This is a genomic window from Paenibacillus sp. YSY-4.3 (assembly GCF_054767475.1).
On sequence record NZ_BAABMC010000003.1, the window covers coordinates 407,672 to 419,906 of the forward strand.

Below are 12,235 nucleotides of genomic sequence, written 5' to 3' on the forward strand. Positions count from 1 at the left end.
CTGCTTTCATATATTCAACTATCAAGTAAAACCGTATCTTGGAATGACGCATTGAATCATCGTACCTTGCCCGGGAGCCGAACAGATGAACAATCCGTATCTGCGGCCATACTTCAATCGCAACCGTTCATGAACGCTTCGCAGTCCCAGGCCCTGCCTCTCCGGACTCGGATATGGCTTCAGCGCATCGTACTGGACCTGCCCCAGCTCCGCATACTGGATGGAGGATAGCTGCTCTGAGGTCATGCCGATCCCGTTGTCCTGGATCCGCAGTATCATCCGGTCCTCCTCCAGGAATCCGGTAATCGCGATATGACCCGGATACTCAATGCCGTCGAACCCATGCTGGATGCTGTTCTCGACGAGCGGCTGAAGCGTTAATTTGAGCAGACGGCACGGCATCATTGCTTCCGGGATATCGATGGCGTACTCGAACAAATCGTCGAACCTTATCTTCTGGATCTCCAGATAGCTGTACAAATGCTCGATTTCGAGACTGAGCTTGATCTCCTCCTTCTCCTGGATGCTGATCCGCAAAATGCTGGCGAGACGCAGCACCATTTCGCTCACCTTCCGCCCTTCATTCTGAATCGCCAGAACGTTGATCGACTCCAGCGTATTAAAGAGAAAATGCGGCTTGATTTGCGCCTGCAATACCCGCAGCTCCGCGTTGGCCTTCTGCTCCTGCTCCGTCTTGACCTGCTCGAACAGCTCGTTGATTTTATTCATTTGATTGTTAAAGCCCTTTTGCAGCAAAAAGAGCTCGTCATCACCCTTTTCTTCCACTCTGGCCTGCAGATCTCCCGCCTCGACCTTGCGCATAAACCGGACGATCTTGCCGATATTGCCAGTGATCCGGTTCATGAACAGCACGTTGAACAGTGTGGCCGTGATCAAGCAAATGAGCAGAATGGCGATAAACCATTTGGCGAAGGTCGTAATTTCCTGCGACAAATAGCTCCAAGAGGTTACAGACACCAGGCTCCAAGGATAACCTTGCAAATTGTATATGGAAACGATGCTCTCCTGCCCATTGAACTTTCCTTTGAAGCTCTGATAGGTATCATTCGGGAGGAACGCCTTGTTGATATGCTCTTGGATACGCTGTCCGTCGAACTCAGACTGGTGATCGTATAAGATCAGGCCATCGTCATTGACGAGCATGAAGCGGGTATCCTTCATTTCGCTGCCGAGCTTCAAGTTCTGGAAAATCCGCTCAAACTCCCAGTTCTTGATCTGCACCGCCAAAATGCCAAGCGGCTTCATCGTATTCTTGTCCTTGATCAGCCGGATTTGTGTGAATACGTTTTCAGAACCCGTAAGCTCGGGATACTCATAAGGTGCAATCCACTTGGATTGACCCTTGAGCGCCTTCACTTCATCATACAAGGGATGCAGCTTAAACTTCTCGTACGGAAGAGTCTGAAAACTTTCCTTATTAAACAAAGTCACCACGTTCGTGGTTTCGCCATTTCCGCGCTCGCTATAGAGGAAGGCGTAATCGATGGCGGGGTGGTTATACAGCAGGGAGCGGAAATTTTTCTGGTTCTCGTTCAATTGGATTTGGCTGACCAGGTTCTGGGATTCGGGATCATCGGCCATGAGCGCCATTTTGAATATTTCGTTGGAGATCCCGTTATCCGTTACATTGTCCATCTCTTGAAACACTTTTTTGATGCTGTAGCTGATGGCCTTGAGCGAGTACTCGGCCTGCTGGCTGTGCTTCGTCTCGATCGATTGGAAGGTGACGAAGAACGTAACGATGCCTAGAATGAATAGGGGGACGATGACAAGGCCTAGAAAAGCCGTCAGCAATTTGATCCTCAAGTTCATTGGTTGTCTCCTAATGGATTTAGTCCTTACGGAAGCTCCGTGTTTGCTGCATCCTGCGTCCGCTGCAGTGCTTCGAGCATCGCTCTCGGCTCCGCCGCTCCGCTGAGCACTTGCTGGAATCCGAGCCCCAGGGCTTCATTTACCGGCGTCTGGACAAGCGCGTCATAAGCAGGATATGAAATATCAATTTGTTCTACGGCGTTAAAAATGTCCTGCAGCAAGGGATCGCTCACCTTATCCGCGAGGCGTCCGACATCGATGACCAGAGCGGGAAGCACCCCGTCCTCCTTCAGCCCTCGCAGCTGCATTTCTTCCGTCCAGAAATTTATTATGAACTGCTTCACCGTCTGCAGTTTCCGTGGATCGTCCGCCATCGAGCTCGAAAATCCGTACCCGTTGTTGAAATCGTTCATGACGATATAAGGTTCGCCGGCAGATTCGGGCGGCATGTTGAAATAACCGATTTTGCCAATTAAATCGCCAGCCTGATCGGGGTCTCTAAAGACGGAGTTCGCCCAAGATCCGTCCATCATCATAATCGCTTCACCGCTAATGATTTGATTCCTCATTTCGGTATATTCGGCGGCCAGCTCGCCAGGCCTGTAATACCCTTTATCGACCCATTCCTGATGCTTCTTGAAGGCCCTTACGACGTCCGGATCGGTCCACTTAGCGATGCCTGACCTGAAGCCGTACGTAATTTCGGGACCGGCGAAATACGACCATAAATTGTTCGTCGTCATTAACGGCACCCAAGCTTCCTTGGATGCCTGGGCAAAAGGAATTTTTCCGTCCGCCTTAATAAATTCCGCCAGCTGCTCTAGTTCACCAAGGGTCCGTGGTACGTGCAGCCCCTTCTCTTCGAAATATGCTTTATTATAAAAAAAGCCCTCGATCGACGCTCCGGCCGGCAAGCCGTAGATTTTCCCATCATGCGTATACGGCTCAAGGCCCCTGATTTTATCTTTGAGCCCCAGCTCATCCAAAATCGGGGTCAAGTCGAGCATCAGCCCTTCCCGCGCATAGATCCCGGAATCCGGGCTGCCAAATACGTCGAAGATATCCGGCGGCTTGCCCGCAGCCATCTCGCCGCGCAGCTTCTCCTTGCGGTTCACCTCGGAATCAACCGCGTCCAGCCGAATTTTCAAACCGGGAATATCCGCTTCGGTCTGCTGAACGACATCTTTAAGAATCGCTAGCCGGAATTTCTTCGATTCCCCGACCTGCGTATGCCGAATCGTCACTTCAAAAGGCTCGTCATTAATTTCTTCCTGCCCAGGGATGGAAGAACCATCCTCCCCTGCAGGGCCGCCGCCAGCGCCTTTGCCGCATCCGGACGCCAACATAGCCGCAGCGATGAAGAGCAGAAGCAGGCTAAACATGAAACGATTTCTCATTGAACGCAAAGCCCCCTAGTTTATATGAAGCTATCTCTATTATAGTCCGGACAGCTCTCTTTCGTAAGGGAATAAATCTATGGAACAGGGGGAGGATTAAACGAAAAAAGAGCCGTTCCGATTAGCCACCTGCCAATCGAAACGACCCGTCTCTATCAATATGATGTTATGAAATTGCGGATAGTGTCTGCTTTTTGCCTTCTTCAATCAGATCATATGCCCGCTGAACCTCTGCCTCCGTCGGCGAAGGCACGCCTTCCAATGGATAACTCCAGCCTAGCTCCTGCCATTTGTATATGCCCATCTGATGATAGGGAAGTATTTCGAACTTCTCTACGGCGCTCAGTTCACCGATAAATCGTCCGAGATTCAGCAAATCCTGCTCATCATCGGTAAGGCCTGGAACAAGCACGTATCTGATCCACATGCTGCGACCTTCAGCAGACAGCCATTTCGCCATGTTCAGCATGCGTTCATTCGGCTTCCCAGTCAGCTTGATATGCTTCTCGTTGTCGATATGCTTCAAGTCGAGCATGACCAGGTCGGTGACATCTAATAGCTCGATGATTTTCGGTCCTTCATTATAACCGTTCGTGTCGAGCGTCGTATGCAGATTCCAGCGCTTCTTCACTTCACGGAACAATTCCGTTACGAACGGCGCCTGCAGCGTTGCCTCTCCACCGGAGACCGTCAACCCGCCGCCTGACGAACGATAGTAGTTAAGGTACGGCTCGATTTCAGCAAGCACCTCTTCCAAGGACATTTCCTTCCCGTCCGTCAGGCTCCATGTATCGGGATTGTGGCAGTATTGACATTTCAGCAAGCAGCCCTGCATGAAGAGGACGAAGCGAATGCCCGGGCCATCGACCGTTCCGAATGTCTCCAATGAATGTATGCGACCTTTAAGCATGTTTCGTCACCCTTTCTGTAATTGGCTGCATGTATTGCACTTCATACCCTATATTAATTACATCGAACCATGGAATGTGCGGTTAATGACATCGAGCTGCTGCTCACGAGTCAGCTTGATGAAGTTAACGGCATAACCAGATACGCGAATCGTCAGCTGCGGATAATTCTCTGGATGCTCCATCGCATCCATCAATTGCTCGCGGTCAAAGACGTTGACGTTCAGGTGATGCGCGTTGCTGCCGAAATATCCGTCCATCATGGCGACCAGATTATTCTTGCGAATTTCTTCTTCCTTACCGAGTGCTTTCGGTACGATCGAGAATGTGTTCGAGATACCGTCCAGGCTGTGCTCGTAAGGCAGTTTAGCAACAGAGCTCAGGGATGCGAGCGCGCCCTTCTTGTCACGTCCGTGCATTGGGTTAGCCCCTGGCGCAAACGGCTCGCCTGCTTTACGTCCATCTGGCGTTGTACCTGTCTTCTGACCATATACCACGTTGGAAGTAATGGTCAATACGGATTGCGTAGGCATTGCGTTGCGGTACGTTTTGTGCTTGCGAATCATGCCCATGAAGCTTTCAACGAGTTCAACAGCAATTTGGTCGACCTTGTCGTCGTTGTTGCCGTAGCAAGGGAAGTCGCCTTCGATTTCAAAATCTACGGCAATGCCATTCTCGTTGCGGATCGGTTTAACTTTCGCATATTTAATGGCGCTAAGCGAGTCAGCAGCTACGGATAGACCGGCGATACCGCAAGCCATCGTACGGAGAATGTCACGGTCATGCAGGGCCATTTCAATCCGCTCGTAGCAGTATTTATCGTGCATATAGTGAATGACATTCAATGTATTTACATACAATTTAGCAAGCCATTCCATCATCGGTTTGAAGCGTTTCATCACTTCATCGTAATCGAGATACTCAGAGGTGATTACCGGATATTCAGGAGCAACCTGTGCTCCGGATTTCTCGTCCTTACCGCCGTTGATCGCGTACAGCAGCGCTTTGGCCAAGTTCGCACGAGCGCCGAAGAATTGCATTTGTTTCCCGATTTCCATCGCGGATACGCAGCAAGCGATACCGTAGTCGTCGCCATAGATCGGACGCATCAAATCATCGTTCTCATATTGGATCGAACTTGTCTCGATAGATACTTTGGCGCAATATTTCTTGAACGCTTCCGGCAATTGCTCAGACCAGAGCACGGTCAAGTTCGGCTCAGGCGCAGGCCCCAGATTATAAAGGGTGTGCAGGAATCGGAAGCTGTTCTTGGTGACGCGAGTAGTGCCTTGTACAGTCATCCCGCCGATTGATTCAGTTACCCAAGTAGGATCTCCGCTGAACAGATCGTTGTATTCTGGCGTACGCAGGAATTTTACAATGCGCAGCTTCATCACGAAATGGTCAACTAGTTCTTGCGCTTCTACTTCGGTAATCGCTCCTTCCGCTATATCACGTTCGATGTAGGCATCGAGGAAGGAAGATACGCGTCCAAGGGACATTGCCGCGCCGTCCTGCTCCTTAACAGCGGCCAGATAAGCGAAATAGAGCCATTGGAATGCTTCTTTTGCTGTCGTTGCAGGTCTGGAAATATCGAAGCCGTGCATTTCGCCAAGCTGTTTCAATTCGCCGAGTGCGCGGACTTGCTCGGACAGCTCTTCGCGCAGCCGGATCACATCCTCGTCGATCACATCGACTTCAAGACTGTTTAATTCACTGTGTTTTTGTTTGATCAAGAAGTCTACGCCATAAAGGGCAACCCGGCGATAGTCGCCGATGATCCGGCCGCGCCCGTAAGCATCTGGCAGACCTGTAATGATACCGGCCTTGCGAGCCGCTCTCATCTCTGAAGTATATGCATCAAAAACGCCTTGGTTATGCGTCTTGCGAATTGTCGTAAACATATCTACAATGCTTTCTGGCAAATCAAATCCATAAGCTTTGCAGGAATTGAACACCATGTTAATGCCGCCAAATGGATGGATCGTGCGTTGGAAAGGAGCGCTGCCTTGCACGCCAACGATTTGTTCCTTGCCCTTATCCAAGTAGCCTGGAGCATGAGATACAATCGTGGATGGGGTATTCACGTCAACATCAAGGACCCCTCCTGCTTCCCGTTCTTTCTTGGTTAGGTCGGAAACGATGTCCCACAGGGCAACTGTGTTGTCCGTAGGTCCTGCCAGGAATGCTTCGTTACCGTGATAAGGAGCAATGTTATTGTCGATAAAATCGCGTACATTGACTTCCTTCATCCATTTTCCTTTTTTAAAACCTCTCCATGCGGACTGAACTTCTTGTACTTCTCTTTCAATCACCGACATCTTTATTCCCTCCATTTATATAGTGTATGCGGGGTTGAAGGTTACATCCCGCTTGGATCCCTTAAATTTGTGATAATTTTCACAATTCCGACACTGATAAGCCCATTTTTACCATTTATACGAATCCACTAAACTCATCAATGTATGAGGGATCTTTATACTGTTATGATATACCAGATTGGACAAAGGGATTGTGACAAATATCACATTTCGAGTGATATTTGTCACTATTTATTGAACACCTTATATTTTTATTTCTAAAATTTTAAATGGTATGGTTTTCTACTCTTCGAAGCGGCCATAGAACGCGTCGCGATACACTTCTGCCAGCTCGCTTACGAGCGGCAGCTTCGGATTCGCCGTCGTACATTGGTCCTCAAATGCACGGTCAGCCAAGTAATCAACACGCGATTCGAAATCCTTCGCATCGAAGCCGAGTTCCTGGAAGCTCGCCGGAATGCCAAGCTTCTTGTTCAGCTCGCGGATCGCTTTAATGAGGCTCTTGACGCCTTCTTCCGTCGTACGGGCAGGCAATCCCAGAATGCGGGCGATTTCTGCATAACGCTCATCAGCTACGAAGCTAGTATATTTAGGCCAAGCTGCGAATTTCGTAGGCTTTTTCGCGTTGTAGCGGATAACGTGCGGCATCAGTATCGCGTTAGTACGACCATGCGCCGTATGGTACTGACCGCCCCATTTATGCGCTAAGCTATGGTTGATGCCCAGGAACGCATTGGCAAAAGCCATACCTGCCAGCGTCGAAGCGTTGTGCATTTTTTCGCGGGCCAGCTTGTCGCCGGTTAACGCCGATTGCTCCAAGTACTGGAATACTAGTTGAATCGCTTTGATTGCAAGACCATCCGTATAATCATTCGCCATGACCGATACATATGCTTCGATCGCATGTGTCAGAACGTCCATGCCCGTGTCGGCTACAGCTACTTTAGGCAAGCTGTATACAAATTCAGGATCGATGATCGCTACGTCCGGAGTCAGCTCATAATCCGCCAAAGGATATTTCGTGTTGCCGTTGATTTTATCCGTAATAACTGCGAACGAGGTTACTTCCGAGCCTGTACCCGAGGTTGTAGGAATCGCTACGAATTTTGCCTTTTGGCCGAGACGCGGGTATTTGTAAATCCGTTTACGGATATCCATGAATTTTTGCTTCAGGTTGTGGAAGTCGGTATCCGGATATTCGTAGAACAGCCACATTCCTTTTGCAGCATCCATTGGCGAACCGCCGCCGAGTGCGATAATGCAGTCCGGCTGGAATTTAGCCATCAGCTCGGCACCACGTTCTACCGTCGTTGTCGATGGATCCGGCTCAACATCCGAGAACACTTCGATCGCAACCGGAGTTTGGCGCTGACGCAGATAGTGCTCTACTCTTTCCACATATCCGAGTTTGACCATCATCGGGTCGGTTACGATCAGTACGCGGCTGATGTCCGGCATTTTGGCAAGATATTGCGTCGAGTTTTTCTCGAAATAGATTTTGCTTGGTACTTTGAACCACTGCATATTCACGGTACGACGATTCACCCTTTTCACGTTGATCAAATTGACAGCCGTTACATTCGACGAAGTCGAGTTGCGTCCGTAAGATCCACACCCCAGCGTAAGCGATGGCAGATTCGTATTATAGATGTCACCGATACCACCCTGCGAAGACGGTTGATTGACCAGGATCCGGCAGGTTGGCATGCGGTCCGAGAACTTTTGAATCATTTCTTCATTATTGGAATGGATGACTGACGAGTGTCCCATGCCTCCGAATTGAACGATTTCCAGCGCGCGGTCGATGCCTTGTTCAGCTGTTTTTACTTTATAGCAGGCCAGTACTGGGCTCAATTTTTCAGCGGATAGCGGGAATTTAGGGCCTACACCTTCGATTTCGGCTACCAGGATTTTCGTTCCAGCAGGTACCTCGATGCCGCACAGCTCAGCAATCTTCGTTGCCGGTTGACCTACGATCGTAGGGTTCACCGCACATTTATCCGCAATGATCGCGCCAGCCGTCAACTTAGCAGCTTCCTCTTTGTTGACAAAATAACAGCCGTTCGCAATCATTTTCTTCTTCACTTGATCGAAGATCGGTTCTTCGATGATGACCGCTTGCTCGGAAGCACAGATCATACCGTTGTCAAATGTCTTGGATAAAATGAGGTCGTTGACGGCTTGATCCAGATCGGCACTCTTCTCAATGAAGCAAGGAACGTTACCAGGGCCAACGCCGAGCGCCGGTTTGCCGCAGCTGTATGCCGCTTTAACCATTGCAGAGCCGCCAGTTGCCAAGATGCATGCCACATCAGGATGATTCATCAAGGCGTTCGTCCGATCCATGGAAGGATCTTCGATCCATTGGATGCAGTCCACTGGTGCGCCATGCTTGACCGCAGCTTCCAGCAAAATCTTCGCAGCCTCTGTGCTGCAGCGCTGTGCGGATGGGTGGAAACCAAAGATGATCGGATTGCGGGTCTTGATGGCAATCATCGCTTTGAAGATCGTCGTGGAAGTCGGGTTCGTCACAGGCGTAATCCCCATGATAATGCCGACTGGCTCGGCGATTTTCTGGAAGTTGTCGTAAGGGTTATCCTCAATGACGCCTACCGTCTTGTCGTACTTGATGCTGTTGTGGATGTACTCCGTCGCGAACATGTTTTTGATGATTTTGTCTTCATATACTCCGCGTCCAGTTTCCTCCACCGCCATTTTCGCCAAATACATGTGTTTGTCCAGGCCTGCCAGAGCCATCGCTTGCACGATCTTGTCGATTAGCGCTTGATCCATGCCCATGAAAGCTTCAGTTGCCTTCTTGGCCTTGTCGATCAAGGATTGGATGTAATCCTCTGCAGCAGGCTGTTGTTTCGTCGTCACATTGTTCTTTACGGCCATTTCTCTCATCCTCCTAAATTCATATGGACCAACCAGTGAAGTCTCTCTAGGGCGTAATGTGAATTTTTTCACTTTCTGGCTTATCCATCGGAAGCTTTTGCTTCTCTTTTGTTACCTCGATCATAGCACAGCATTTTTGATTTGTATAGTGAATATTTTCACAATCTTTAAAGAAGTGAAAACCTTTCATGTTTATGGTTTGTTTTTCATTTGCACTTTCAACCACATTCAATAAATGAATTTCATAGACCGCCCTATTCTGCAATGAGTTTTTTGACGCCAAGATAGTGAAAATAGTCACAATGTTAGAATTTAGACACTTTTGAAGCCTTGCAAGCCGCCCCAAAGCCTTAACTTCGGTATATAATTAATTTAAATTAATTTAAAATTTTCAGAAAAATTTGGAGCATGAGGGGGATTTAAAAATGACTGGATTCGCAACGGCAACCCCGCCCCGTGGGAATACGAGCTGCTTTACAGAACAAAACTTCAACCGTCTTCTCGTAACTATGAAAGATAAGACGTATCCGGAAGGAACGCATCTGTTCTGGGAAGGAGACTTCTCCGACAAGCTGTTCTTCGTTAAGCGAGGGCGCATTAAATTGACCAAATCTACAGACGAAGGCAAGGAGCTTATTCTATATATGTACGGACGTGGAGATATGGTTGGCCAGGCCGATCCCTTCTTCAGCTCGAAACACAGCTTTACCGCCGAAGTCATCGAGGACAGTGAAATCGGCATTATAGAACAAAAAGAGCTCGAGATCATGATCTGCCAGCATTGCGACTTTGCCATTGACTTCATGAAGTGGATGGGCATCCATCACCGCCTGACGCAGACCAAGTTCCGTGACTTGATGATGTACGGCAAGCCGGGGGCGCTCTGCTCGACCCTGATTCGACTAAGCAATACTTATGGCGAGAAGCAAGGCGACAACATTCTGATCAACAAAAAAATTACGCATACGGATCTCTCCAACATGATCGGCGCTACCCGTGAAAGCGTCAACCGGATGCTCAGCGACTTGCGCAAGAAGGACGCGCTGGAATATGTAAATGGCATGATCCTTATTAAAGACCTCGTCATGCTGCAGGACATCTGTCACTGTGAGCTATGCCCAAACGAAATATGCCGGATATAATGATCTTAAGACGTAAGGAAGCAACCTCATCTCGGACCCGGAGGAGGTTGCTTTTTATTTTGCTGCCAGGCTGCCCTGTGCCATTTATGTTTGCTGCTGTTTTGTTTCCACGCGCGCAATATCCGATTCATCACCGCCTCCTTGCGGTTCTTCCTGTTCCCGGTATTCCGTTGGCGTAACGCCGGTATAGCGCTGGAACACCTTGGAGAAATAGCGCCGGTCGCTATAGCCGACCAGGACGCCAATTTCGGTTACGCTGCGGGAAGTCAGGCGCAGCATCGTCTTGGCAAGCTCCATGCGCTGTTTCCGCAAATGCTCAACGAATGTCTCCCCGTAATGGTTCTTAAACAAATGGCTAAAGTAGCTTGAGCTTATATTCAGGTGATTCGCAATATCGTCGACCCCAATATCCGTACTCAAATTGCGTTGAATATATTCCCCGGCCGAAATCATCAGCAGTTCGCTGGACTTCTTATTGATCTCAAGCTCTCTGATATGGCTCTCCAGCTCCGAGATCACGTTCAGCAAATCCTTCACATTCTGGCTGTGCTGCAAATGCCGCCATATTTCCCCCTCTTCCCGGGAGTTCATGAAATCCAGCTCGCGCATTTCCCGCAGCAGATGAATGATACTGTATTGCAAAAACTTCTCGATTCCCAGTGCCGAATGCTCGGAAATATGCGGCAAACTCGCTTTCAGCTGCTCAAGCCCCTGCTCGACCTTCGATTTATCGTACATTTTTAGACCCGAGGTGATTTCCTCAACGAGCTGCCATTCCGACACCGCCGCATCACGCGCCAGCGCATCTTCCGTCAATGGGAGCAACTGCTCATGGCTTGCCTGCAGCATCAAGCCGCGCTGCAGTTTCGTATACGTCTGGGACAGTACCCCTATCTCAAGCGGCCCTTGTTCCCAAGCCAGGCTGACCGTCAGCTTGATATGATCTTTGACCGCGCGCTGGATTTCCCGGGCCCATTCCTGCATCTGCGATGAGCTAGCGGCGTAGTGCGTACGCTCGAACTGCAGCAGTACACACCATTCCCCTTGCCGCATTTGGACCGCAATATAATGAGGCTCCTGGCCCGGGATCGCTTCCTGCAGCACATTGCGAACCGCGAAGTTCCACAGTTTGCGCTCCTGCTCCGTCCAAGACACAGTACGCTGCGCATAATCGTCCAAGTCTACTAGAAACAGAGCGTAAAGAAGCTCGCTGCCCTGCTCCTCCTCCGCACCCCAATACCGCGGCACGTCAGCCGCAAATCCCATCAGCACGTCGAACATCATTTTCTCGTGCGCCAGCCCAATCATTCTTTGCAGCTGCCGCTCCGCACTGCGCCTCTCCGACCTGCGGGAACGGACCTCGTTCGCAAGCTTGCCGATCGCCGATTCCAGCTCCGTATAATTGATCGGCTTCAGAATATAGTCTTTCACCCCGTGCTGCAGCGCAAGCCGGGCATATTCGAATTCCTGATACCCGGTCAGCATGATGACCTCGGTCTTATAGCCGAGCCTGCGGATCTCCCGGAGGAATTCCAGGCCGTCCATCAGCGGCATTCGAATATCGCACAGAATGATGTCCGGCTCGAATTCCACGACCAGCTCCAGCCCCTTGACACCATTGCGGGCCGTCCCGACAAGCTCAATTTGCAGTTCGTTCCAAGGAAGCGCATTCTTCAAGTGATTGAGTATAAGAGGCTCGTCATCAATGAGCAGCGCCTTGATATCCACAGAGCATT

The 12,235-nt window shown here is 49.8% G+C and carries 8 protein-coding genes; 1 reads left to right on the forward strand and 7 read right to left on the reverse strand.

The window, feature by feature from the left end; all coding sequences use genetic code 11:
* Positions 1-21 precede the first annotated feature (21 nt).
* The 6 genes from ACYUJT_RS12690 to ACYUJT_RS12715 form a co-directional block, all read right to left on the reverse strand.
* Entirely contained in the window at positions 22-1,833 is a 1,812-nt protein-coding gene (locus tag ACYUJT_RS12690) for a cache domain-containing sensor histidine kinase (RefSeq protein ID WP_460322489.1), read from the reverse strand.
* A 26-nt stretch (positions 1,834-1,859) separates the two neighbouring features.
* A complete protein-coding gene (locus ACYUJT_RS12695; RefSeq protein ID WP_460322492.1) occupies positions 1,860-3,230 on the reverse strand; it encodes an extracellular solute-binding protein in 1,371 nt (456 codons plus the stop codon).
* A 166-nt stretch (positions 3,231-3,396) separates the two neighbouring features.
* Positions 3,397-4,140 (reverse strand): pyruvate formate-lyase-activating protein, encoded by a 744-nt coding sequence (gene pflA, locus ACYUJT_RS12700; protein ID WP_460322495.1) that lies wholly within the window; start codon positions 4,138-4,140, stop codon positions 3,397-3,399.
* Positions 4,141-4,197: 57 nt separating this feature from the next.
* Positions 4,198-6,459, reverse strand: coding sequence for a formate C-acetyltransferase (gene pflB / locus ACYUJT_RS12705; RefSeq protein WP_460322498.1), 2,262 nt, complete (start codon positions 6,457-6,459; stop codon positions 4,198-4,200).
* Positions 6,460-6,741: 282 nt separating this feature from the next.
* On the reverse strand, positions 6,742-9,357 hold the full coding sequence (gene adhE / locus ACYUJT_RS12710) for a bifunctional acetaldehyde-CoA/alcohol dehydrogenase (RefSeq protein WP_460322500.1): 2,616 nt from the start codon (positions 9,355-9,357) through the stop codon (positions 6,742-6,744).
* Positions 9,358-9,403: 46 nt separating this feature from the next.
* Positions 9,404-9,589 carry a hypothetical protein gene (locus tag ACYUJT_RS12715; RefSeq protein WP_460322503.1) on the reverse strand — a complete coding sequence of 62 codons (186 nt, stop codon included), beginning with the start codon at positions 9,587-9,589 and terminating at the stop codon, positions 9,404-9,406.
* Between the two features lie 193 nt (positions 9,590-9,782).
* On the opposite strand from ACYUJT_RS12715, the gene ACYUJT_RS12720 reads away from it, so the two are divergent.
* Positions 9,783-10,499: a Crp/Fnr family transcriptional regulator gene (locus tag ACYUJT_RS12720; RefSeq protein ID WP_460322506.1), complete on the forward strand. Its 717-nt coding sequence runs from the start codon at positions 9,783-9,785 to the stop codon at positions 10,497-10,499.
* Between the two features lie 84 nt (positions 10,500-10,583).
* Here ACYUJT_RS12720 and ACYUJT_RS12725 read toward each other — a convergent pair whose 3' ends face one another.
* Positions 10,584-12,227 (reverse strand): response regulator, encoded by a 1,644-nt coding sequence (locus ACYUJT_RS12725; RefSeq protein WP_460322509.1) that lies wholly within the window; start codon positions 12,225-12,227, stop codon positions 10,584-10,586.
* Between the last annotated feature and the right edge of the window lie 8 nt (positions 12,228-12,235).